This window comes from Candidatus Macondimonas diazotrophica (genome assembly GCF_004684205.1).
Taxonomy (GTDB): Bacteria; Pseudomonadota; Gammaproteobacteria; order UBA5335; family UBA5335; genus Macondimonas; species Macondimonas diazotrophica.
The window spans coordinates 13889-36523 of sequence record NZ_SRIO01000018.1; the positions used below are offsets into that span (position 1 = coordinate 13889).

22 protein-coding genes are annotated in these 22635 nt (G+C 54.2%); all 22 read left to right on the forward strand.

Translation table 11 applies throughout. The features are described from left to right. Positions 1–100 precede the first annotated feature (100 nt). The 22 genes from E4680_RS11650 to E4680_RS11755 all read left to right on the forward strand — a co-directional run bounded on the left by E4680_RS11650 (position 101) and on the right by E4680_RS11755 (position 22430). Positions 101–493 carry a DUF3846 domain-containing protein gene (locus E4680_RS11650; protein WP_135282595.1) on the forward strand — a complete coding sequence of 131 codons (393 nt, stop codon included), beginning with the start codon at positions 101–103 and terminating at the stop codon, positions 491–493. 72 nt (positions 494–565) lie between these two features. Then, positions 566–1201, forward strand: a complete 636-nt coding sequence (locus E4680_RS11655; protein WP_135282596.1) for a hypothetical protein — start codon at positions 566–568, stop codon at positions 1199–1201. After that, a complete protein-coding gene (locus tag E4680_RS11660) occupies positions 1201–2286 on the forward strand; it encodes a DNA cytosine methyltransferase (RefSeq protein ID WP_135282597.1) in 1086 nt (361 codons plus the stop codon). Before E4680_RS11655 ends, E4680_RS11660 begins: the two co-directional genes overlap by 1 nt. Then, a complete protein-coding gene (locus E4680_RS11665) occupies positions 2279–2461 on the forward strand; it encodes a hypothetical protein (protein WP_135282598.1) in 183 nt (60 codons plus the stop codon). The genes E4680_RS11660 and E4680_RS11665 overlap by 8 nt, the downstream gene beginning before the upstream one ends. Further along, positions 2461–3633: a DNA methyltransferase gene (locus E4680_RS11670; protein WP_135282599.1), complete on the forward strand. Its 1173-nt coding sequence runs from the start codon at positions 2461–2463 to the stop codon at positions 3631–3633. Before E4680_RS11665 ends, E4680_RS11670 begins: the two co-directional genes overlap by 1 nt. After that, the gene (locus E4680_RS11675; protein ID WP_135282600.1) at positions 3620–6253 is read left to right on the forward strand and encodes a Hint domain-containing protein; all 2634 of its coding nucleotides are present in this window, start codon (positions 3620–3622) and stop codon (positions 6251–6253) included. Before E4680_RS11670 ends, E4680_RS11675 begins: the two co-directional genes overlap by 14 nt. Further along, positions 6250–6759: a hypothetical protein gene (locus E4680_RS11680; protein WP_135282601.1), complete on the forward strand. Its 510-nt coding sequence runs from the start codon at positions 6250–6252 to the stop codon at positions 6757–6759. The genes E4680_RS11675 and E4680_RS11680 overlap by 4 nt, the downstream gene beginning before the upstream one ends. Further along, positions 6746–6997, forward strand: coding sequence for a hypothetical protein (locus E4680_RS11685; protein ID WP_135282602.1), 252 nt, complete (start codon positions 6746–6748; stop codon positions 6995–6997). The genes E4680_RS11680 and E4680_RS11685 overlap by 14 nt, the downstream gene beginning before the upstream one ends. Before the next feature lie 271 nt (positions 6998–7268). After that, positions 7269–7766, forward strand: coding sequence for a hypothetical protein (locus tag E4680_RS14325; protein ID WP_205688919.1), 498 nt, complete (start codon positions 7269–7271; stop codon positions 7764–7766). Next, positions 7738–9933, forward strand: a complete 2196-nt coding sequence (locus E4680_RS11695) for a DNA polymerase (protein ID WP_135282604.1) — start codon at positions 7738–7740, stop codon at positions 9931–9933. The genes E4680_RS14325 and E4680_RS11695 overlap by 29 nt, the downstream gene beginning before the upstream one ends. A 175-nt stretch (positions 9934–10108) precedes the next feature. Further along, positions 10109–10741 carry a 3'-5' exonuclease gene (locus tag E4680_RS11700; protein ID WP_167792490.1) on the forward strand — a complete coding sequence of 211 codons (633 nt, stop codon included), beginning with the start codon at positions 10109–10111 and terminating at the stop codon, positions 10739–10741. Between the two features lie 6 nt (positions 10742–10747). Then, positions 10748–11836 (forward strand): hypothetical protein, encoded by a 1089-nt coding sequence (locus tag E4680_RS11705; RefSeq protein ID WP_135282606.1) that lies wholly within the window; start codon positions 10748–10750, stop codon positions 11834–11836. Positions 11837–11920: 84 nt separating this feature from the next. Then, a complete protein-coding gene (locus tag E4680_RS11710) occupies positions 11921–12751 on the forward strand; it encodes a hypothetical protein (protein ID WP_135282607.1) in 831 nt (276 codons plus the stop codon). Positions 12752–12830: 79 nt separating this feature from the next. After that, positions 12831–13616, forward strand: coding sequence for a hypothetical protein (locus tag E4680_RS11715; protein ID WP_135282608.1), 786 nt, complete (start codon positions 12831–12833; stop codon positions 13614–13616). Between the two features lie 44 nt (positions 13617–13660). Then, positions 13661–14926 (forward strand): ATP-dependent DNA helicase, encoded by a 1266-nt coding sequence (locus tag E4680_RS11720; protein ID WP_167792491.1) that lies wholly within the window; start codon positions 13661–13663, stop codon positions 14924–14926. After that, positions 14926–15435: an NUMOD4 motif-containing HNH endonuclease gene (locus tag E4680_RS14650; protein WP_422666679.1), complete on the forward strand. Its 510-nt coding sequence runs from the start codon at positions 14926–14928 to the stop codon at positions 15433–15435. Before E4680_RS11720 ends, E4680_RS14650 begins: the two co-directional genes overlap by 1 nt. A gap of 16 nt (positions 15436–15451) precedes the next feature. Then, the gene (locus tag E4680_RS11730; protein ID WP_135282611.1) at positions 15452–16243 is read left to right on the forward strand and encodes a deoxynucleotide monophosphate kinase family protein; all 792 of its coding nucleotides are present in this window, start codon (positions 15452–15454) and stop codon (positions 16241–16243) included. After that, positions 16243–16554, forward strand: coding sequence for a nucleoside triphosphate pyrophosphohydrolase family protein (locus tag E4680_RS11735; RefSeq protein WP_135282612.1), 312 nt, complete (start codon positions 16243–16245; stop codon positions 16552–16554). The genes E4680_RS11730 and E4680_RS11735 overlap by 1 nt, the downstream gene beginning before the upstream one ends. 394 nt (positions 16555–16948) lie before the next feature. Then, entirely contained in the window at positions 16949–18886 is a 1938-nt protein-coding gene (locus tag E4680_RS11740) for an FAD-dependent thymidylate synthase (RefSeq protein WP_135282613.1), read from the forward strand. A gap of 71 nt (positions 18887–18957) precedes the next feature. Beyond that, positions 18958–19290, forward strand: coding sequence for a hypothetical protein (locus E4680_RS11745; protein WP_135282614.1), 333 nt, complete (start codon positions 18958–18960; stop codon positions 19288–19290). A 111-nt stretch (positions 19291–19401) separates the two neighbouring features. Then, on the forward strand, positions 19402–21162 hold the full coding sequence (locus E4680_RS11750) for a ribonucleoside-diphosphate reductase subunit alpha (protein ID WP_135282615.1): 1761 nt from the start codon (positions 19402–19404) through the stop codon (positions 21160–21162). Between the two features lie 8 nt (positions 21163–21170). Beyond that, positions 21171–22430, forward strand: coding sequence for a ribonucleotide-diphosphate reductase subunit beta (locus tag E4680_RS11755; RefSeq protein ID WP_167792492.1), 1260 nt, complete (start codon positions 21171–21173; stop codon positions 22428–22430). The last annotated feature ends 205 nt before the right edge of the window (positions 22431–22635 follow it).

A 22635-nucleotide genomic window follows, 5' to 3' on the forward strand; every position in this document is an offset into this window, starting at 1 on the left:
CATAAAGGCGCCCGTTTCGGGCGCCTTTTTTCATTGACTTTTCGGATTCCTTTGTTACATATCCTCGGACAACAGATCGCAGAGTGAAAGGAATTGTAACATGCGCGCCTACCTCATCGACCCCGTCGAACGTCGAATCACCGAAGTCGATTATGACGGGAACTACAAATCGATCTACAAGTTGATCGATTGTGAGAGGTTTGACTGTGTCAGATTCTCTGACAACGGTGATTGCGCCTATGTCGACGATGAGGGGATGTTCGTCGAGAATCAGAGCTTCTTCAAGATCGAAGGCTATCCGCAACCAGTGGCCGGCAAGGCACTGGTCCTCGGCACGGATGAAGAAGGCGGCTCCGTTTCTCCAATCCTCCCGTTCGCCGAAATATGGCACAAGGTCCAGTTTGGCGTTCTGATTCAAATCAGCGGGAAAGTCTTGTTCAGTGGCGCTTCTGCGTGGAAGATCGCGCAGAACTCTCCTCGCCATAAGAAATGACAATTTCAGCCAACCCAAATTTGCAAGGTTGACATAACATTGGTATGAATTCCTCAACAAGAGGACATGCCAATGGAACCTGTCATCGGTTTACATAAAGGTGGAAAGTTCGACTTTCGTACACAAGGTCATGATGACCTTACACTGCAGATCGTGGCGAAATCTCTTTCCCAGACGTGCCGGTTCACCGGGCATGTCGATGAGTTCTACTCGGTCGCCCAACACAGCGTCTACGTGTCCCGACTCCTTGTTCTTAGAGGGTATCCGCAGTACGCCATGTGGGGCCTTCTCCACGACACACCTGAATCGGTTTACGGGGATCACTCTTCGCCCCTGAAATCCTACCTTCAGGAGCGGACAAACGGCGTGTACCGCCAAGTCATCAAAGAGATCGACGAACAGGTTCTGACCCTCTTTGAGCCCGACCTCTATAACACCAAAATATGCCACTACACGGACGACTGCCGGGAGAAGGTCAAGCACGCGGACTACACCATGCTCTACCTTGAGCGGGACGCTCTGCTTGCCGAGACGAAATACCTGTATCCAGATGGAGCATGCCCGGAATTACACCCTGGTGGAGAAATCCGGGACATAGACCCGTGTTTCGAGCCTTGGAGTTGCCGCCGGGCTGAGCATGTCTTCCTCAAGGAGTACGAAGACATCTGTAATGGGAAGCATCTGAAATTCAAGCGCCGCTACGGCTGATGCAACCCAGGATTTTCTACAACGAGTTCGACGCCGAAACTTCCGACTGGCTTCGCCGTCTGGTCCGGGACGGTGTCGTTCCTCCCGGCGACGTAGACAGCCGATCCATCGTCGAGATCGATCCAGAAGAGTTGAAAGGATATGACCAGTGCCATTTCTTCGCCGGGATCGGGACATGGGCACTCGCCCTGCACAATGCGGGGTGGCCTCCGGACCGTCAGGTTTGGACAGGTTCTTGCCCGTGCCAGCCGTTCTCAGGGGCGGGTAAAGGCAAGGGCTTCGACGACGACCGTCATCTCTGGCCGGTGTGGAACGCTCTCATCTCGGAGCGCAGACCTGGCGTCGTCTTTGGAGAGCAAGTTGCGTCGAAAGATGGCCTTGAGTGGCTCGACCTTGTTCAAGCTGACCTGGAAGCCAAGGATTACGCCGTCGGGGCGTTCGATCTGTGCGCTGCGGGCGTCGGTGCCCCGCATATCCGCCAAAGACTCTGGCTCGTCGCCGACCTTTTCGGAAGCGCACTGGCCGACACCTGTCAGCAAGGCGTGGAAAGAGGGACTGTACCAGGGAGGACGGGGCGGGAAGGTCAGGAACCTCACGCTCAAGGGTGCGGCAAAACTGGCGTCGTGGATGACGCCTCTGTCCGGCACGCACAGGACCGGGGACTATACCCTAGACAGGGGAAACCGGAATCTCCGCCGACTGACTCTCAAAGGTCAGGCGAAGGCGGTTATGTCGGGATACGTGACGCCTTCGGCGAGGGATTGGAAGGATACTCCGGGCATGTCATTGACAGGTCCGGATGGTCGGAAACGGATCGACCAACTCCCACACCAAGCCGCGATTATGGACTTTCCGGTCGGGAAATGTCGGTTCACAACCTACCGGGGCCTGTCAACGGATTCTGGGCAGACGCACAGTGGGTCTACTGCGACGACGACAAGCTCCGTCCTCTTAAACCCGGAATTACCCCGTTGGCTGATGGGCCTGCCGAGCACGTTCTGCGCGTCGGCGGTTACGGCAACGGGATCGTAGAGCCTTTGGCTCGGGAATTCATCAGCACTTACATGGAGTTGGATCGTGCCTGATTTCGAAGTTATGACTATCGGCGAACTGGTCGCGATCCGTGATGCCCTGGAAGAGCATCTCGTTCGGACTGAGCGAAACGAAGAGCGTGGAGAGCCAAACGACCTCTACGACATCGCCACCATCGAGGATATGCTGGAACGTGCCGAGCTGGAGATCGCTCGCCAGGGTTACTGATGGCGGAAGTCACGATCTACCCTGGAGATTGCCGGGAATCCCTGAAGAAGCTGATAGAGGAAGGTGTTCGCGTTCACTCTGTTGTAGCTGACCCTCCTTATGGGCTTGTCAGCATCCAAAAGCGCTTCGGCAAGAAAACCGCATCCGCCGCGAAGACGGACAATAACGATGGTTCGTTTTCTCGTTTGAGCGGCGGATTCATGGGTAAGGCCTGGGACGCGACAGAAATTGAACGCGACCCGGAGTTCTGGAAACTGATACTGGACATCCTGCTACCCGGCGGGTTTGTTTTCGCTTTTTCTGGATCGAGAACCGGACACTGGCAAGCCTGCGCAATGGAACAGGCTGGTTTCATCATGCATCCTATGCACGGGTGGGTGTACGGAAGCGGTTTCCCCAAAGGGCACCGGCCTAAAATCGACGGTTGGGACGGGTGGGCCTACGGAACACAAACACAGAAGCCAGCACTTGAGCCGATTTACCTCGCTCAAAAGCCTTTTAGCGAAAAAACCGGGGCAGCGAATCTTCTGAAGCACGGTGTCGGTGCGTTCAACATTGACGACTGTAGAGTACCATCTGAAGAGGGAAGTCAACGGGTGGACGAACCATCCCAAGAGACCCGCTACACAGGCAGAGGGTCGACCAACTTCGCAGCGAAGCCAGGACCCAGAGGCGGAAGCCCCGAAGGGAGATACCCGTCGAATCTCCTGCTGGATGATTCCGAATGTGTTAAGGCCTTGTTCCCGGAGAGCCCCGGTCAACTCGCCAAGGCCACCACGACCGAGAAAAAGGCGAAAAACACTTATGGGGATTTCAAAAGCGATACAGGACAGGAACCGCGTGGAGATGGTGGATCAGCCTCTAGATTCTTTCACAGATTCCCAGACGCTGCCCCAATCATTTATAACAAAAAAGCGAACAAATCAGACCGGTCCGGCTCGAAACACCCGACTGTCAAGCCAATCGCCCTGATGCAATATCTTGTTCGCCACATTACGCCGCCTGGTGGTGTTGTCCTTGACCCGTTCGGTGGCAGCGGGACGACAGCCGAGGCCGCTATGCGAGAAGGATTTGACTGCCTCCTTATGGAGGCTGAGCCGGAATATGTCGAATTCCTTACGCAAAGGTTTGGTATCCAAAAACAAGCAGGAAAGGAAAGTGAAATCCAGTGACACGCTTGACCGGTTCGACGACACCGGACTCCTGAACTTCGTCAACAAGCAAGGTGGGCAGCGCGCTGCGGCGCGCGTCCTCGGAGTCGCTAGAACGACCCTGCAGAGTCGTGTTTACAGCGCTCAGGAGTCGATCAGAACCACGGCGGCGATTCGGAATCCCCTGATCCAGGAATCCCCGTCGAAGGGCGTCAAGACCTACATCTTCTCTTCAGCACAGGACAACACCTCTCTCAATGAGCGGTGTCTGCGGTTCCTTGAAAATCTCAAAGCGTATGCGGCGCATCTCGGCAACACGGAAATACACATCTCCGGGTTCACCTACCAGAAGGGCCTGTTCGAGGACCACTCGAAGGAAGGCGGATATTACGTCCCTGCGGTCCAACCGTACCTGACCCTCGCCCGTATGGAGATCGCTGACAAGATCGCGTTCTGCGGCGAGATGAATATCCTGCCAACAGCTGTTCGCCCCTTGTCAGGGCTTGAAACATACACGCGGCACATGTGGGGGGTGTTCCCTCACCCCAAGATCGCGCTTGAGAGTGTGGCCACGCCGAAGTTTGCCCCCGCCAAGCAAATCATGACGACGGGCTGCATCACGCCCCAGAACTACGTCCCCAAAAAAGCAGGCCTGAAGGCACAGTTCCACCATGTCATCGGCGCCCTGATCGTCGAGGTCGATGCGGACGGGGACGTTTTCTGCCGGCATCTTATTGCAGACAAGAAAGGCGACTTCCAGGACCTGACGACTGTGGTCGAGGAAGGAGTTGTTCAAACAGGTCGCCGGGTACACGCGGTCAATTGGGGCGATATCCATATCGAGAAGATGGACCCGGTCTCCGCGAAAACCTGCTGGGGTCTGACGTCGGTCATCGAGACAACTCCGACCAACAAGCCGAGAGAACGGTGGGAGATCGACACAAAAGGGTCGATGCTGGACACCCTGCGGCCCTACTTCCAATTCTTCCACGATACCTCGGACTTCACGCCCCGGAATCATCACAACATCTCCGATCCGCATTTCCGGTTCGAGATGTTTTCAAAAGACACCGACAGTGTCGAAGACGCCCTCTACAAGGCTGCCCGGTTTCTGCAGGTTACCCAGAGACCGTGGTGCGAAAGTGTGGTTGTCGAAAGCAATCACGATCTGGCTTACCTGAAATGGCTTAGAACGAGCGATTACAGGACCGACCCTGTCAATGCCCTCTTCTTCCTAGAAAGCCAACAGCGCGTTTATCAGGCGATCAGGGATGGGGATTCGGACTTCTCGATCTTCGAGTGGGCGATGCACCGCCTTGTTCCCGAAACACAGGAATGTGTGTTCCTCCGAGAGGATGACAGCTTTGTTATTCTTGGGGATCAGGCCACCGGAATCGAGTGTGCCATGCACGGCCACCTCGGGGCGAATGGCGGTCGTCCATCCCCTGCGTCATTGGCCAAGATTGGGCCGAAGTTGAACGTGGGGCACGTTCATTGTTTCCCGGCAGGATACAAAGCCAATGTGCGCGGCAAGGGTTTCACTGACCTTGCTGAGATACGAAAGGGGGACCTTGTTTCCGCCTTCAATCCCGACACGCAAGCTAACGAATGGACGCGGGTTATCGACACGCCCAAAGGCACCTATTCGGGGCCACTTGTGTCGATCCGCAAGGCAGATTCTCTTCACCAGGAGGTCACTGACCGACACTTCCTTTTTCTGAAAGACGGGTCCTACCTTCCTATCTCTGACGCCATCGTTTACAGGGACTCTCTTGACGTACCGGTCTGCGCGGAACCAATGGTCTGCAACGACGTGGAACTGGATATTTCAGACACAAAACTTCGCCAGATCGTCGCTGCCGCAGCCGATGGCAGTCTTTCTACTACGCGAAACAGTATCGTGTTTCATCTCAAAAAAGACCGTAAGAAGCAGCGCGTCGTAGAACTATTCGGAGCCAGTTTGACAAGGAATCCGACGTGGCAAGAGACCGCGAAGGCACACAAGGCCATGGTGTCTGCGTACAGTGAAGAAGCCAAGTACCTCAGTTCCGTTTTCGCTGACGGGAAACGACTTCCTTCCTGGTTTGTCAATCTCTCCGATCGTCAAGCAGAAGTCGTTTTGGATGAAATTAGGTTTTGGGATGGAGTCTACGACACTGGGAGTTCTGGCAGGCAGTTCTCTACCTCGAAAGAGCCGGAGGCTTATCTGGTCGCGTCCCTCGCCAATCGTTTGGGATACCGGACAACTTGCAAGAAGATCGATAGCCGCGACAACAGGTTTCATGTCTCGTGGTGTGAGTCCGACCACTTCCGCCCGACTCGGGCTTGGAACATAAATGACAAGAGGCGTATTGACGATTGGGGCGTCCGCACCCGTCAGGTTGAAGACGAAACAGTTTTCTGTCTGACCACTGAGAGTCAGAACTTCTGGGTTATGTCTCCCGTTACAGGACAGGTGTCTCTGACGGGCAACAGTCCGTATATCCGTGACGGCGTCTACGCCGCCGGCATCGAGGGACTGCTCGACCAGGGCTACAACAAAGGCGCTTCCGGGTGGGCGCAAGCTGAAATCATCACCTACGACAATAGTCGTCGGACTCTGGTCACTCGTGTCGGGGAAAAGTGGAGGGCTGCTCGGTGATCGTCAGATACAAATGCCTCGGCGGACCCAAGAACAAACAGTACATCGAAGACCAGGGTCCGAAATTCCAGTTCATGGATTCCCGTTCCGAGACCCATACCTATGCCTTCGACGAGGACCGTGGTGTCTATGTCTGCCAGACGAAGGAAGAACCCAAATGGGATTTTGACTTCTACGCTGTGGCGGCTCCGGAACTCCGGATGTCCAAGATCGTGGCGGAGGCGCCGATCATACGCTTCGGAGACGCGGATGTCCGGTTCCTGACTCTGGAATGGATCATGGAGTGGGACTTGGTCGACAGCAGTTCACACCTCATTGATCTTGAGTTCATGACTGTCCAGACACTCAAGGGCCTTATTGGCGGTCTGCGCGACCCCAAGAACTCTCCCCGACAGTGGCGCGAAGGGGAGCGGGAACTCGCCTTCCAACGCCGGCAACCACCTGTAACCCCGGAGGACGTCGCTGAAGAGGCTGCGTTCTTGGAGAAAGGAAATGAAACCGACTGAGTTCGAAGAACAGAATTGCGTCCTCCGAGGCCCAGAGGGCGAAGACGTGGGCGACCTTCCCTGCCATGTGGGTGCGGATTGTGTCGTGTCTGTATGGACCCCGACGCGGGAAGAACTCGCCGAGATCAATGCCACCGGGCGAGTCTATCTTATGATCATGGGCCAGACTCACGCACCGGTGTTTGTAGCTGGGTGCAAGGACGACGTGTTTTTCGAGGTGTCGGAAAATGTGGCGTAACCTCAATCCAGGAGTCTACACACTAATGGCTCTCGCAGTGTTTATCAGCATAGCACTCTTCGCCGGAACTGCACGAACCAAGAAAGATTCTGAAGCTAACGTCTATCCTCTCGGATGGGTCGATCTGATCCAACTTGAGAATGGACAGCAGCTTGGATGTGTTGTTGAACCGCGCCCGGAAGAAGAGCGGGTCATCGCCCATTGCGCTCCGCTCCGCCCGCCCGTTGAATCCTCTCCACATCGTCGAGTCCCTGACGACTCCATCTGATCGATGCCGATTAAAACCTGCCCTGTATGTGGCTCTAAATTCTCAAATGGTCGGTCCGATAAGATATATTGCTCGAACCTATGTGGGCAGAGAAGCAGAAATCGAAGATATGCCTCTGCTCACCCGGACAAAATATTAGATAAAAGGGAGAAACAAAGAACGGAGAACAAGGTTCTAGGCATGCTGTCCAGAATCAAATACACGTCAAAGAAGAACAACATTCCGTTTAATCTTACCCCCGATGACATACCTTTTCTCCCTGACAAATGCCCTGTTCTTGGCATAAAATTAAACTTTAGAAATGGCAAAGGATGGAAGAGAGATAGACCTAGCATAGATAGAATCCGCCCTGAATTAGGATACATAAAGGGAAATGTAAGAGTCATTTCTGCTCGGGCGAATCTCTTGAAAAACGATGCCACCGTCGAGGAACTGGAGGCTGTCTTAGAAGACCTCAAGAGAATAAGAAGAGATGATAAAGACAGCGATATTCGACCTTGAAGCAGACGGATTAAATCCGACGCGAATCCACTGCCTACATATCCGGGACAGGGAGCGCGGCAGGACATACCGCTTTCGGCAGAACAAGTACGAAAACACCATCGAGCACGGCATCGCCCTGCTCGAAGAGGCTGAGGTTCTCGTCGCGCACAACGGACTAGGATTCGATGTCCCGGTTCTTGAGCGGCTCTACGACTTCGACCCGATAGGTCGGCATTACGACACGCTCGTAATGTCGCGCATGGTGTTCGCCAACATCAAGGAGTCCGACTACAAGCTCTGGAAAAGAGGAAAGTTCAGGTCGAACCTGGACCCCCACGAAGTGTTTCGTGGCGAACTGATCGGCACGCACGGCCTGGAAGCGTGGGGTATCCGTCTCGGCAAGTTCAAGGGCGACTATGCCAAGATCAGGGAAGCCGAAGCAAAGGCTGCGGGCCTGACCGATCCTGACGACATTTCCCAGTATGTCTGGGGCGAGTGGAATCAGGACATGGACGACTACTGCGTCGGTGACCTCGATGTGACGGAAGCTCTGCTTGATCATATCGAAGCAGAGGACTGGTCCCCGCAATCGACGCGGATCGAGCATCGCGTCCACGATCTCATGTGTCGGCAGGAGGACTACGGCGTTCCTTTCAACGTAGAAGGTGCGGAGAAACTAGACCACAATCTCCGCGAGGAACACAGGAAACTGTCAGATCAGGCTGTCGAGCATTTCGGCATCTGGCACAAGCCGGCGAAATTCTACCGTATCGACCGAAACAACAAGCCGAGAGAAGAGTTCGGCGAGGACGGCACCCGGAAGTGGTGGGCTGAGGTCACGGTCTCCAAGAAGACAATCAAGTACAAGGACCCGGCGAAACCCAACAGGACAGAGGGTGCTGCTTTCTGTCCGATCAAGCTTATGGAGTTCAACCCGAACTCCCGTCCCCAGATCATCGACCGGCTGCAGACGATTTACGACTGGGAGCACGACCCGGAGCAGGTCACGGAGAAAGGTAATCCCAAGGTCAATGACGAGGTCTTGCGCGGCCTAGCACCTCGTATCCCGATCTGTCACTCACTCGCTGAAACCTTCTATTACAAGAAACGACTGGGCCAACTCACGGATGGCAAGAACGCTCTCCTGAGAAAGGTGGATTTCAGGACTGGATTGATCCACGGGCGCGTGAACGCCGGAGGCGCCCAGACAGGTCGTGCCACACATTCCAACCCGAACCTTGCCCAGGTCCCGAAGGTCAAGGCCAAGAAAATAAGTGATGGCGCCATCAAGGTGACCGGTCGGGTCTATCTCGATGAGGATGACGGAATTCTCGGTGTCTATGACGACGTCGCGATCATTTCGGTCGATCACCCGGATGTTGTTGATATCCACGGCAACACAGCCCTCCTGCGTGGGCGGACAGGAGATCACGGGTGGGACTTCCGGGACCTGTTCGGAACGAGCTTCCTGACGAAGCAGGTTGTCGCCAATCCGGACGACTGGACCCAGGTTGGTGCCGACCTCTCTGGCATCGAACTCCGCATGCTTGGGCAACTCCTCGCCGAGTTCGACAATGGCGAGTATATCCGCCTTCTCCTTGAGGACGATATTCACACCGTTCACCAACACGCTGCAGGACTGGATAGTCGGGATAAAGCGAAGACGCTCATATATGCGTTGGTGTATGGGGCTGGAGACGAGAAGCTCGGCTCCATTATTGATCCGCTTGCAAATAGGGCAGAACAAGCGCGCATCGGGGCAGAAGCGCGCCGCAAACTGATGACCCGCCTCCCCGCCCTCGCGAAAGCGATCAAGAAGGTCCAGAAGCAGGCGAAGCTGTCCGGCTATCTGTGGGGTCTGGACAAGCGCAAGCTTTATGTCCGTGGGATGCACTCCGCATTGAACACGCAGCTCCAGTCGAACGGTGCTCTAGTCGCCAAGGTCTGGAACCTCATGGTCGAAGACATGCTCGATGAAGAGGGTCTTCGGCAAGGCTGGGACGGCGATGTTGTCCCCATGCTCTGGGTTCATGATGAGATCCAGTACGCTGCCCGCAAGGAGTGTGCTGAACTTGTCTCCGACTGTATGGTTGAGGCTGCTTACTGTGCTGGGGAATATTTTGACTTCAAGGTTCCAACACCCGCAGAATCCAAGATCGGACCGACATGGGCCTACACGCATTAGTGCGCTGTTAAATATACGCTTTGACGTATAGACAATTTTTATACGCTAAGGCGTATCAGATTAGAACACGACACGTTTATTCTTTTATCGCGTTTCGGCCAATGTTAGGTTGACCTGACTTGGCATGATGGGCAGGAATGTATCAGGCAATATCAAAGCAAGGATCACCTATCCAATGCTCGCACTCGTCTTCGACACAGAAACAACAGGCCTGGTTCATCATTCCAAGCCGGTCCTGGATGCCGCTCAGCCGAATCTTGTTCAGTTGGGCGCGATACTCGGAAATCCGGATACCGGGAAAATATACGGACGCATCGACTCCATTATCATTCCGAATCTCGACGGATATGAGTGGGACATTCCAGAGAAGGTTGCCGACATCCATGGGATCACGACCGCAGAAGCAAACCAGTTCGGGGTTTATCTCCCTGCCCAGCTGGAAGTGTTTCTGGATATGGTCGAGGTCGCGGATGTCGTCGTCGCCCACAATGTCGGATTCGATCTGAAAATCATCGAGATCGCATGCGCCCGGTGCCGGGAGTACGACGTCAAGTCGAAGGATAACCCTCAATTTCTGAACCCGTGGCGAGACAAGCCTACTTTCTGCACACTCAAGGCGGCAAAAGCCGACCCGAGCATCAAGAGCACGTCCGAGCGGGGGACCAATCTCGGATCACTGCACAGGCAGCTGGTCGGTCATGAGATGGAAGGCGCTCACGAAGCATTCGCTGACACGTCTGCTCTGTGGAAAATCTTCTGCATCATGAACCAGAAACTCCAGAAGAAAGGAACCTCGGAGGCCGCATAGGCTGGTATGTCCCAATTCGAATTTTCGGTCTTCGCGGAAGACTTTGTCACCAAGAACCAGAAACAATGGGGCCATGACCGCTCCAAGACGCTCGGTTCTTCCGAGGCCTTCGCCTGCATCCGCAAGGCGTGGTATGCCAAGAACGGAACGCCGCCGGATGAGGACTACCAGGATTCATGGGGCGCCATGGAGCGTGGTAACGTCATGGAGGATCATTGGTTCGTCCCAGTGATGCGGCATGGCATCAAAACCTTCTTTCCGGATGCCAAATTCTACGGCGCCGGCGCGCATCAGACGACACTGATTTCAGGCCTCCTGTCCACAACACCTGATGGCTTCGTCGTCGGCGTTCCGCGTGATTGCCTCGCCCACAAAGGCATCCCCGATATCGGACAGGACCCGGCTCTTCCGGAGGGATTCGGCTCCCTGCTCACGGAAGCCAAGACCATCGATCCGCGTGTCAATCTCCAGGAGGAGAAGACTGTTCACCACGGCCAGACCCAGGTCCAGATGGGGATTGTCCGAGACGAGACTCCGTTCACGCCGAACTATGCCGTCATCATCTACACCGATGCAAGCTGGTATGACGTCAACACCCAGTTCGAGATCAAGTTCGATCCTCATCTCTACGAAGACGCCAAGAAAAGGGCCGAGCAGGTGATGACCTGTACTGATCCCATGGAACTTTTGCCTGAAGGTCGGATTACAGGCGACTGCCGGTACTGTCCTTTTCAGGACACCTGTTACGAGCAGGCCAAGGGGCGCGCCCCGAAAGAGGACAACTCCGACGGATTGACGGAAGAGGAACGCGAGGAAGTTCATGCCCTTGCGAGAGAAGAGCGTCAGCTGAAGTCGGCTGTGAAAGACGCCGAGGGCCTGCATAAGGACGCCATCGAGCGCCTCAAGGCAGCGATGGAATCCCTCCAGACCAAGCGCGTAAATTTCGAGGACGGAGGAAAGGTCTCCTACTCATTCGTCTCCGGCAGGAAATCCCTGTCGAAAAACAAGATGATTGAAGCCGGACTCGACCCTTCTGACTTCGAGGAAGAAGGCAAAGGCTATTCCAAGATCACTGTGACGGAGCCGAAAGGATAGCTCCACAGCGATGGCGACTCCAACGGAGCGCGTACCACCGGGCATGCGCCCAACTCACCCACAAACATGGAGAGAACCTGTGAAATGGGACAATTGACCACCACCAACCAAGGCGGCGCCCTGGCGCACCTTGATCTTGAGACCGTCGAAGACGTCTTCGGAGGCCTTTCCCAAGGCGTCGGAGACGGCGGGAATTACGGTAAGTTCAACGGCAATACCGGCGACTACACATGGGGGCAGACCGACGATCTGATCGAGCACGGCTCGCAGGTTCTCGTCGACTACTCGACGGCATTCCTCGGCTGGCTTTGCTGGATGGACGGCAAGGTCGAAGACCGGGAGACCGTGAATGTCTTCGACGGGAAACCCCCGCTTGAAAAAGACCTTCCAGATCACGGTCCGTACAACAGTTCCGACGACGGCTGGGGCCCGACCTGCGGTTTCAAGCTGTTCCTCGAAGACGGCACCGAAATCACCCTGAATCTGAATTCGCGCTCCGGTGACATCGCATTCCGGCGTCTTCTCGGCGACATTGGCAAAGGCGCACGCAAGAATCCCGGCAAGCTGCCTGTGGTTGAGATCGGCGCGGCGGCTTTCGAGAACAAGAAGTCTCGCGGCAAGAAATACGCCCCGACCTTCGAGATCGTCGCATGGGAAACGCCGGACGAATATCTCGGCACATCTCGTGGAGAAAATCCCGACGACTACGAGAATGACGAGCAGTCCGGCGATGACGGTGATGGCGGCATCCCGACCAATGAAGATGCCAAAACTGCGACTGCTCGGAAAGCTTCTGCGGCCAAGGAGGACACACCTCCTCCGGCAACGCGTCGTCGTCGCGAAGAACCTTCCGCCGAAAGGGAAGAAGAAGGACCGACCGACGAAAAACCGAAACGTCGTCGGCGCAAGGTGTAGCGCTTAGCCAGCGCTCGCAGGGGGAGGCCGACCCGGCCTCGCAGGCCTCCCCCTACTTTTCACAGGTCAGGAGTAAGACATGTTCGGTCGAGAAGACGCATACGCAATGTTCCGTGGACAGTACGGTCGAGACCCGAGTTCACCTGCCGAGCTTGTTTCATTCGGTAGAGGCGTCCTTAAAGCCGATCTTGAAAGGATTGGCCTGACGAGCGACCAGGCGCATGTGGTGACCGACAGGCTCGCTCGTTTTGTCCTCACGCGCGAGACCGAGAAGGCGATGATGGTCGGAACCGAGTTTTGCAACATCATCGAGAACAACACGGATATCCCTGCTGCCAAGATGTACGACGCACTGGCCGGATATATGCGCCTGTGCTGGAAAGCCTATCCTCCTACGCGAAACCTGGAATTCAGTGAAGCTGACACGTCCGTTCCGGACGAAATCACTGTCTGCGCGGTGCAGGCGAAACTCGCTGGCCGGGTCATGATCCGCGACTTTGTCTCAAGCGGCGCCGGGAGCGTATTCTCCGTGGTTGGTCCATCAGGCGAAGTCTTGTCCTGCGTCGATGAACTTGAACCGGGTCATGCTGTTATCCTGTGTGACTATCAGGATGACGGCGAGATCATCGAGAACGACATCGGGGTCGGGTTCGTCGTCAAATTTGTCCGGGACGCAAGAGGGACCGCGCATCTCTTTGATTATCTCGGAGACAATTACCTTCTCGGCACGCCGACCATGTTCCCGACAGAAGACGACACAGAGACTGTCATGCGGGAATCCGGAATCCTTGACGCGGCAGCCTATCTCCCTGAAGTCCTGGATGAAGTCTACGTCGAAGGCATCACCATTCTGAGAGTGGCCTGACAATGGTGGAACTGTCTCAGAAACAGGGGGAGGCCGTTAAGTCCGTGAAGGACTGGTTTGCTAATGATTCCGGCTACAAGAAAGCATTCCGTGGAGCCGGACTGGCGGGGGTCGGCAAGAGCGAAATTCTTCCTTTTATCCTGAATGATTTGGGACTCCACAAGAAAGGTGAAGTCCTCGCCATGGCGCCTACCGGAAAAGCCGCCAAGATCATGTCTGACAAGTTCAGCAAGCAAGGTCTTCACCTTCAGGCGAACACGGTTCACTCGACGATCTATTCTCCGAACGCCACGGCTCTCGATCTCATCCAGGAGCAGATGGAGAAGACGGAAAAAGAACGCGAACGCGCAGCTGCTGCAGCCGACCGCGAGCAGGTCACCATCCTCGAACGTCGCCTGAAAGTGCTTGGACGCGATTTCGACAGGCAGGTTCAGAAAGGCGACAGTCCGACCTTTTCGCTTCGGGCCGTGAACGAGAAGATGGAGAAGGCCAAGCTCATCATCCTTGACGAGGCCTCTATGCTGAACGAGGAGATGGCTGCCGATATCCTCTCTTTCGGCGTGCCTGTGTATGCAACAGGCGATCCGGGACAGCTCCCTCCAGTGGAAGGCGACCAATGGTTCCGGGAAGACAATGCTGATTTCTTCCTGACAGAGATACACCGCCAGGCAGCGGACAATCCGATCCTGAAGCTCGCTCACGATGCCCGGAACGGGGTGATGCCGAAGATGGGTGACTACGGGCAGGGCGTCAGAGTCATGGAACGTCGCAAGGATGATGTCACCTACAATCTCGACAAGGACGCTACGATCATCGTCGGGACCAATGCCAAGCGGTACGCGATCACGCGCAAACTTCGAGGACTCATGGGCCTGGAACCCATGGAAGGACCTTTCGAAGGGGAGCCCTTAATGATTACGCGAAACTCTCGGAAGACCCCCGGCTTGGTTAACGGCATGGAAGTTATAAGTGCAATTGATCACGGAGCGATGCATGAGGGACATCCAGAATTCATGCTTGCACTTATAGTCGATGGAAAAGCTAAGAACGTGGTGTGTGTTCAATCCATTTTTGAGCAACACTGGCTTGGAAAGGGAAAATACACATGCGGTAAAAACGATCTTTATAGGGCATTACGAGAGAATGAATATGTCGATTTCGGTCATGCCATAACCGCGCATAAGTCTCAAGGCAGTCAGTACGAAGAAGTTGTGATTCATGATGAGTCTTCAGTGTTCGGAGACGAGCGCTTTCGCTGGATGTACACCAGTTTAACTCGTGCAACCGATAGATTGACTGTGATCCTATGATGGAGGAATGGAGAAGTATTGCAGAATTTGAGGGATCATATGAAGTATCTAACCTCGGACGAGTCAGAAGAATAAGATTAGTGAGAGGTGCGCCAAAAGTTCCATTTATTCTTTCTACGTGGACCTCTAATTCCGGGTATGTCCAAGTCAAATTGAAAAATAATGGAAGATCATCTAATAAGTACATTCACAGATTAGTTGCATACCATTTTTTGGATAAGAAATCTGACTTAACAGAAGTGAACCATTTGGACGGAAACAAGACGAACAACAAGGTAGACAATCTTGAGTGGGTTTCTAAGAGTCAAAATCAATTACACAAAAATAGGGTCTTGCGATTAAATCAATACAAGGTTCACGTCTTTTTGTCTCCGGAAGGTGTTCGTCACGAAACTACCAATTTATCCGAATTCAGCGAGAAGCACGGACTTAATAGGCAGAGCATGGGACGAGTGTCATCAGGAAGAGAAATCACCACAAAGGATGGCGACGAGCCTCCTAAACACTAAACTCTAGAAGGAAAGGATGACATACAAGAAACATGACTGCCTTATAGGCTTCACTGGCTTCAAGGGGTCCGGAAAGGATACAGCGGCCAAGGTCCTCATCGAAGAAGAGGGGTTCGAGAAAGTCGCCTTCGCCGGAGGACTGAAGCATATGCTTCGTTCCGCCATGCTCGAAATGGGTCTGGCTCCAGAGTATATCGAGGAATGTATCGAGGGAGGGTACAAGGAACTCCTTTGCGCTTATCTGACGCCTCAGAGACTCTGTGAATACAGAATCCTCCACGCAATGGTCCGAAGCCTGATCGAGTACCAGGGCGGCTCATTTAAACCGGATGTCTTCGGTGAGACGTGGCAAGGATATTGGGAATCCAGCGAACTTCTGGCCGGCAAGACATACGAAGACGCTTGGGTTTCCCTCTTCGATGTCATGGAGGCGCTCGGCACATGGCAGGAAGCCCAGACTCCCCGGCATGTCATGCAACAGCTCGGAACCGAGTGGGGTCGAGACAGGATCGCACCGGATTTCTGGATCAACGTGACCAACCGAAGAGTCGACCTGTTCGACCGCGTGGTCATTACAGACTGTCGGTTTCCGAACGAAGCCGATTATATCCGCAAGAAGAAGGGCCGTCTCGTCCGGGTTACCCGTGTAAGTAAGGTCCCTGATCTGCGCCACTCTTCCGAGAATCAGATCATGGAGCTTCCTGTCGACGAGGAGATCGACAACAATTCGTCTGTGGAAGCTCTGAGGGCTATGGTCCTGTCCCGGTTCTCCGATTTCCAGTCCTCTAAGCGCATGGGGATGGTGTGATGGGTCGACAGTATGTCCCGTCGCTGATCGGCGGACCCAAGATCGTCGAGGAAACCAGTGAACTGTGTCAGGCTCTCATGAAAGCGGCCTACCGGACCCCGAACGCGCCGACCAAGGTTCTCATGAGGAATATCGAGGACGAGATTGCGGATTCTTATGCGGCTCTCGACACATTCTGCGCCATTTACGGGAATCCCAAAATGGTAGACGGAATCGATGTGAATCGTCTTCAACTCCGTCGAAGGAAGAAGTTCAGAAAGAACATCGAGCGCCACGCCGAAGAAGACCTTAATGGCCTGATCGATGGATGATCTTGTCTGGGAACCAGAAGGACCTTGTCCCGATCCGTCTTGCACCGGGACGATAGAGATCGATAACTCAGGTTGCTGCTGCCACTTAAACCCACCATGCGGCTGGTGCGAAAGAAGCGAAGGGGCTTACTGCACAGAGTGCCTCGAACACCCTGAAACGACCATCAAAAACCTAACCGAAGAGAACGAAAGGAATGAAACACAGGACGACAGTTGTGTACACAGATGGGGAGGTCGGGACCCATTTATCCAATCAGCGCCCAAGCATCAAAACAATCGGGGATGGTCACTTCCTGATGATTGAACTGAAGGACGAGCCTGGCCACGAGCCCGTCGAGATGTTGTTTCTCTCTTCCCACAACATCTTCAGTGTCGGCGTTAAAGAGGTCTCGGAATGACCACGATCAGCGCAGAGATCGTCGCCGACAGTGTCGCCTATTACGACGAATATCCGAAAGTCAGAAGCCGGATCACGACTGTAGCCTTGAAGTATCCGAGGTTCATACATTGTTTCCACCCGGATACAGAGTTCCTGTCTCAAATTGGAGATGAGTATCCGCGTTGGCGGAGCTTTGAATCAATTCAAGAAATCGGCGCAAAAGTTGCTCAATATTCCCCCAATGGGGAGTCTTTGGAATTTGTCTATCCTTACGGCGCCGTCAAAAAACAATCTTCTAGTTTGGTTGTCCATAAAAGAAAAACATTCGAACTGGCTGTTACGCCGGAACACAGAATGTTTAGCCTTCGGCGGACCACAGGGAACAGTTGGCAGCCTCATGTTGACACCGCAATTGAATGGGTCGGCGAATACGCCGCGCACAGGAGGATACCCCAAGCTGGTTATCTCTCAGAAGATTCCAGGTCCGACGTCCTTAAAGAAGAGGCGGCTTTAATAGCCTTCTATGTAGCAGACGGGCATCGTCCTAAAACAGGGAATAAGGTCCAATTCCATTTCAGGAAAGAACGGAAAGCTGAGTTTGTAACAAGATGTCTGAACACTCTCGGCATCGAGTATACAGAATCAAGATATGATAGAGATATTGTTATTAAATTCGATCCACCGCATTGGGTGGATGACTGCTATTGTGAAACAGAGAAAAAATATCCAGATTTTATCTGGAACATGCCGAGCGATGTCTTTTGTCATTTTCTGGAGGCAGTCCTCTTGGCAGATGGGTGTGTCTCCAACAACGAAATTAACACCACGAGTTCTATAGCCGCCAATCAACTACAAATTCTATGCACGTTGAACGGTAAGGCAATGAATATCCGAAGCTATAAAGGCGGACTCTTCAAGCAAAAAATTCAAGACACGAACTACGTGTCGTTCAGGTCTGATAAAAACTCTCTCGAAGAGATAGGGTACAAAGGAGAAGTTGTGTGTTTCTCCGTACCAACTTCATTCTTACTTGTTCGCTACAAGGGATTCGCCTTTGTTTCCGGCAACTGCGAACTCATGACTCACCGCGTCTTCAGCCGGAACGCGTCGTCTTCACGGGCGATTCCCGTCGAGAAGATGATCGACTTCATTCTCGCAGACACGGCCCGACCGGTTCACTGGGGGAAAAACCAGCCCGGCATGCAGGCACGGGAAGAACACGACGAGGATGTTCCTGGAAGGGGGGAGGTAAATCAGGAGACAGGATACCAAGAATACGGTCGCCTGACCAGAGAAGAGGCGTGGAACTCAGCACGAGACGACGCGATCTCGTGGGCGCGTAGATTCCACGAGGCAGGATATCACAAGCAGATCGTCAACCGTCTTCTTGAGCCTTTTGTCCATATCAATGTCCTGGTGACGGCGACGGACTGGGACAATTTCTTCGAACTTCGCGCGCACCCCGATGCTCAGCCGGAGATACGCCTTCTTGCGCATCAGATCATGGACGCGATGGAAGCTTCGACTCCCAAGCGCCTGAATCCCGGCGAATGGCACCTCCCCTTCGTCACGTCACAGGACAAGATGAAGAAGTCTCATCACGCCTTCATGACAGGGATCGGGAAGGATGAAATCCTTCGAAGAATTTCCGCCGCGCGCTGTGCTCGGGTCAGCTACAAGACATTCGACGGGAAAGTCCCCTCGATCGAGGCAGACCTTAAGCTGTTCGACAAGCTCGCTTCTGGCAGGCCGCTACATGCTTCGCCTCTGGAGCACCAGGCAACGCCTGTGATCGGACACGGACTGGTGGAAGACCCGTTCACAAGGGAGAACCTGTTCCTGACAGGCGACATCTCTGCCAATTGCCGGAATTTCACGGACTGGATGCAGTATCGGGCCTTCTGGGAAGCAGAGGTTTCCAGAAAGGAGAAAGGAACCGAGGCCATTCACTGATGGCCAAGTACGCACCAATCTCCAAGGACGAGATCGAGGCCTGCATCCAGAATGGAATGACACGAGCGGACATGATCGAGTTTTTCGGTTGCTCGCGTCATCACATGAAAATGGAACTGGCCCGTCACGGCATCAATCTGAAGCACCGGACATGCTCCATCCGGCGAACTGTCAGAAAACCTAAACTCTACAACCCGTGGAGCGAGGACGAGGACGACCTACCTGACGACTTCGATCCGGACGATATTCCGATTGAACGCATATCAGTCTGTCAATTGACGCAGTTGGAGAGAGCGATTCTGATCCTCGGAGACAGGGTCCGAACAACTCCGGATGGCTACTTTCTGGACCGGACTCCGGTTTCGGTTCAGCGTCTTTTGAAGGAAGCTGGTCTGGATCAATAAGAGTACGCTTAATTTGCCTAAAACCTCGTTTTATGGTAGGTTAAGAAGCTCGACAGATCACCCTAAAACACAGAAAACGCACCCGCCAGTCCTCTGGCGGAAGAGGGCTTAATGCGCTTTGAAGTCAAGACGGATCGCTCAAGAAATGACTACCTATCCGAATTCTCCCACGTCACTGTCAATGAGCGCTATCTCGCTGACGGAGAACGAGACGTACAGGACGCACTAGCCCGAGCGTCCTCTGCCTATGCAGACAATCAGGAACACGCACAGAGACTGTACGAGTACGCGTCAAAACTCTGGTTCGGGTTCTCTTCTCCCATTCTTGCCAATGGGGGGACAGATCGTGGACTGCCCATTTCCTGCTATCTGAACCATGTTGACGACAGCCGGGAAGGAATCTTCGCCCACTACACGGAAAACGGGTGGCTTGCCTCTAATGGAGGGGGCATCGGCGGGAATTGGAGCGCTCTGCGGTCTTCTGGAGTGGCAACATCAAGAGGCTCGGCGTCTGGTGGGTCTATCCCGTTCATCAAGGTCGTGGACAGCCTCATGCTGGCCACGAACCAGGGCCGAACAAGAAGGGGTTCTTATGCCGCCTATCAGGATATATCCCATCCTGAAATCGAAGAATTTCTCGACCTAAGAAAGCCGAGTGGAGGGGATACGAATCGGCGCGCTCTCAATCTGCACCACGGCGTAAACATAACGGACGCCTTCATGCGCTGCGTGGAGGACGACTCTCTGTGGGACTTGATCGATCCTCACACCGGCAAGGTTACGAAAACCGTAAAGGCCCGGAGCCTATGGCAGAAGATCATCAACAACCGGATTCTGACCGGTGAGCCCTACCTCCACTTCATTGATGCGTCCAACAGGGCACTGCCAGATCCACTGCGACGCGCCGGACTCGAAATCCGCCAATCCAATCTCTGCTCGGAGATCGTTCTCCCAACCGACGAGGACTACACGGCTGTCTGCTGCCTGTCGTCCGTGAATGCCGAGAAGTTCGACGAATGGAAGGATGATCCGTACTTCCTGGAAGACCTTGCCAGGATGCTGGACAATGTCCTCGACGCCTTCATAGAAAAAGCCCCCGAAGAACTCTGGAGAGCCAAACGGTCGGCGAAATTCGAGCGCTCCATCGGCTTGGGATGCATGGGACTCCACGCAAGATTCCAATCTCTCGGAATCCCATTCGAGAGCGAAGCCGCTTCATACGAGAATGCGCGCATCTTCTCTCACATCGAAGAAGGGATGACGGAAGCCTCGAAGAAACTCGCCCGTCTGCGGGGCGAGGCGCCTGCCATGCTCGGGACGGGTCTGAGGTTCTCGCACAAGACGGCTATCGCGCCAAATGCGACATCGAGCATCATCTGCGGGAACACAAGCCCCAGTATCGAGCCTCGCACTGCGAACGCCTATTTGCACAAGACCCTGTCCGGGTCGTTCATGGTCAGGAACCCGATCCTGGAGAGCCGTCTGGAAGAGATCGGCATGAACACACAGGAGGTGTGGCTCTCTATTGTTGCGAATGAGGGCTCTGTCCAGCATCTGGACTTTCTGAGCGATCACGAGAAGGCGGTGTTCAAGTGCGCCAAGGAAATCGACATGAACTGGGTTGTTCGCCTGGCCGCTGAACGCCAACTCTTCATCGATCAATCACAGAGCGTGAACCTGTTCTTCCCGCGTGGTGTGTCTGCGCGTGTCGTGAACGAGGTTCACTTCCTTGCATGGAAGATGGGCCTGAAGTCTCTCTACTATTTCCGGTCCGAGACCGAGAGCCGAGTCAAGGCCGTCTCGGTGAAGACAGAGCGTAATCTCATCCGCACACCCCCTCCGTCCGAAGAATGCCTGGCCTGCGAGGGCTGAGATCACACATGACCCAACAAAACCTCTTCCCTTCTCCTGTCTTCCAGGAGCGCTCCAACTACAAGCCGTTCGACTATCCCTGGGCTTTCGAAGCCTACGATCTCCAGCAGAAGATGCACTGGCTTCCGCACGAAGTTCCGCTGGCCGAAGATGTCAAGGACTGGAACTTCAACCTGTCAGAAGGCGAGCGTGAGCTTCTGACTCAGCTGTTCCGTTTCTTCACTCAAGCAGATTCTGACATATCAGAAGGCTATGCCAGCAAATACATCCCGGTCTTTCCCAAGCCCGAACTGCGCATGATGCTCATGGCGATTGCCGCGTCTGAAGCCAACCACATGCACTCCTATTCGCTTCTGATCGACACACTCGGTCTTCCGGACGAGGAGTATGTGGCGTTCCGGGAATACAAGGCCATGGCGGACAAGCACGACTACATGTTCAAGCGCCAGGCAGAAGGACTGTCGCAGGAACAAGCGACCGCCCTTGATCTCGCCGTCTTCTCTGCTTTCGGGGAAGGTTTGCAGCTCTTCTCGACCTTCGCCATTCTGATGAACTTCCAGCGTCGGGGAAAGATGAAGGGAATGTCCACCATCGTCGAGTGGTCGATCCGTGACGAAGGCTGGCACGTGGACAGCATGACACGCCTGTTCCGAACCGTGATCGAGGAGAACCCGCATATCTGGACAGACGATTTCAAAGGCCTGATCTACCAGGCCTGCAGGGATATGGTCAGGCTTGAAGACGCCTTCATTGACACAGCCTTCGCGACAGGCGAAGTCGACGGACTCACTGCCGAAGACGTGAAGGAGTATATCAGGTACATCGCTGATCGCCGGCTAATGCAGATCGGACTGAAATCGAATTATGGTGTGGAATCGAACCCATTTGACTGGCTGGACTGGATCATGTCAGCCCCCACTCATGCCAATGTTTTCGAGCAGCGCTCGACCGAATACGGCAAGGGGACTCCTTCTGACTGGGAAGAGGCTATGACAGAGTTGCCGGAGTTGAGCGCACGCAATGATCGGAAAAACCTGTCCGTCGTGATCTACTCTAAGCCTGGGTGTTCGTGGTGCGCCTACGCGAAGGCCGTGGCCCAGAGCAGAGGCGTTGCTTACGAGATCCGGTCTCATGAGGAGTATCCGCACAAAACGGAAGGTGTCTCTGTCACGTGGCCCAGAATCTTCCATCGTCTTTGGGACGGGTCCGACGGTGATCTCATAGGCGGGGCTACCGATTTCGTCAAGGTAACCTCGACCCAAGGTTAACCTTTCATCCCCCTTTTTCGGAAAACCTGAAGACGACTTCCCTGATCTTTTTCAGCAAAATGTCAGGTAGGTCTTGCTTTCTCAGATCATGGTGTTAGGTATCGGTCAAGATATTTGTGCAACGCACCAAACTTGGGAATGGTCTTGGGCGGGAAAGGCCCGATAGAATGTCTGAGATTTCTTCTACTGCCTCGCCGGTCCCTTA

Coding starts and splice junctions, on each gene's coding strand:
- E4680_RS11755 (WP_167792492.1), top strand. CDS start 21,171: ATGACCCAACAAAACCTCTTCCCTTCTCCTGTCTTCCAGGAGCGCTCC.
- E4680_RS14650 (WP_422666679.1), top strand. CDS start 14,926: ATGGAGGAATGGAGAAGTATTGCAGAATTTGAGGGATCATATGAAGTA.
- E4680_RS11650 (WP_135282595.1), top strand. CDS start 101: ATGCGCGCCTACCTCATCGACCCCGTCGAACGTCGAATCACCGAAGTC.
- E4680_RS11745 (WP_135282614.1), top strand. CDS start 18,958: ATGATCGAGTTTTTCGGTTGCTCGCGTCATCACATGAAAATGGAACTG.
- E4680_RS11730 (WP_135282611.1), top strand. CDS start 15,452: ATGACATACAAGAAACATGACTGCCTTATAGGCTTCACTGGCTTCAAG.
- E4680_RS11670 (WP_135282599.1), top strand. CDS start 2,461: ATGGCGGAAGTCACGATCTACCCTGGAGATTGCCGGGAATCCCTGAAG.
- E4680_RS11700 (WP_167792490.1), top strand. CDS start 10,109: ATGCTCGCACTCGTCTTCGACACAGAAACAACAGGCCTGGTTCATCAT.
- E4680_RS14325 (WP_205688919.1), top strand. CDS start 7,269: ATGCCGATTAAAACCTGCCCTGTATGTGGCTCTAAATTCTCAAATGGT.
- E4680_RS11710 (WP_135282607.1), top strand. CDS start 11,921: ATGGGACAATTGACCACCACCAACCAAGGCGGCGCCCTGGCGCACCTT.
- E4680_RS11735 (WP_135282612.1), top strand. CDS start 16,243: ATGGGTCGACAGTATGTCCCGTCGCTGATCGGCGGACCCAAGATCGTC.
- E4680_RS11695 (WP_135282604.1), top strand. CDS start 7,738: ATGATAAAGACAGCGATATTCGACCTTGAAGCAGACGGATTAAATCCG.
- E4680_RS11685 (WP_135282602.1), top strand. CDS start 6,746: ATGAAACCGACTGAGTTCGAAGAACAGAATTGCGTCCTCCGAGGCCCA.
- E4680_RS11715 (WP_135282608.1), top strand. CDS start 12,831: ATGTTCGGTCGAGAAGACGCATACGCAATGTTCCGTGGACAGTACGGT.
- E4680_RS11705 (WP_135282606.1), top strand. CDS start 10,748: ATGTCCCAATTCGAATTTTCGGTCTTCGCGGAAGACTTTGTCACCAAG.
- E4680_RS11660 (WP_135282597.1), top strand. CDS start 1,201: ATGCAACCCAGGATTTTCTACAACGAGTTCGACGCCGAAACTTCCGAC.
- E4680_RS11655 (WP_135282596.1), top strand. CDS start 566: ATGGAACCTGTCATCGGTTTACATAAAGGTGGAAAGTTCGACTTTCGT.
- E4680_RS11750 (WP_135282615.1), top strand. CDS start 19,402: ATGCGCTTTGAAGTCAAGACGGATCGCTCAAGAAATGACTACCTATCC.
- E4680_RS11740 (WP_135282613.1), top strand. CDS start 16,949: ATGACCACGATCAGCGCAGAGATCGTCGCCGACAGTGTCGCCTATTAC.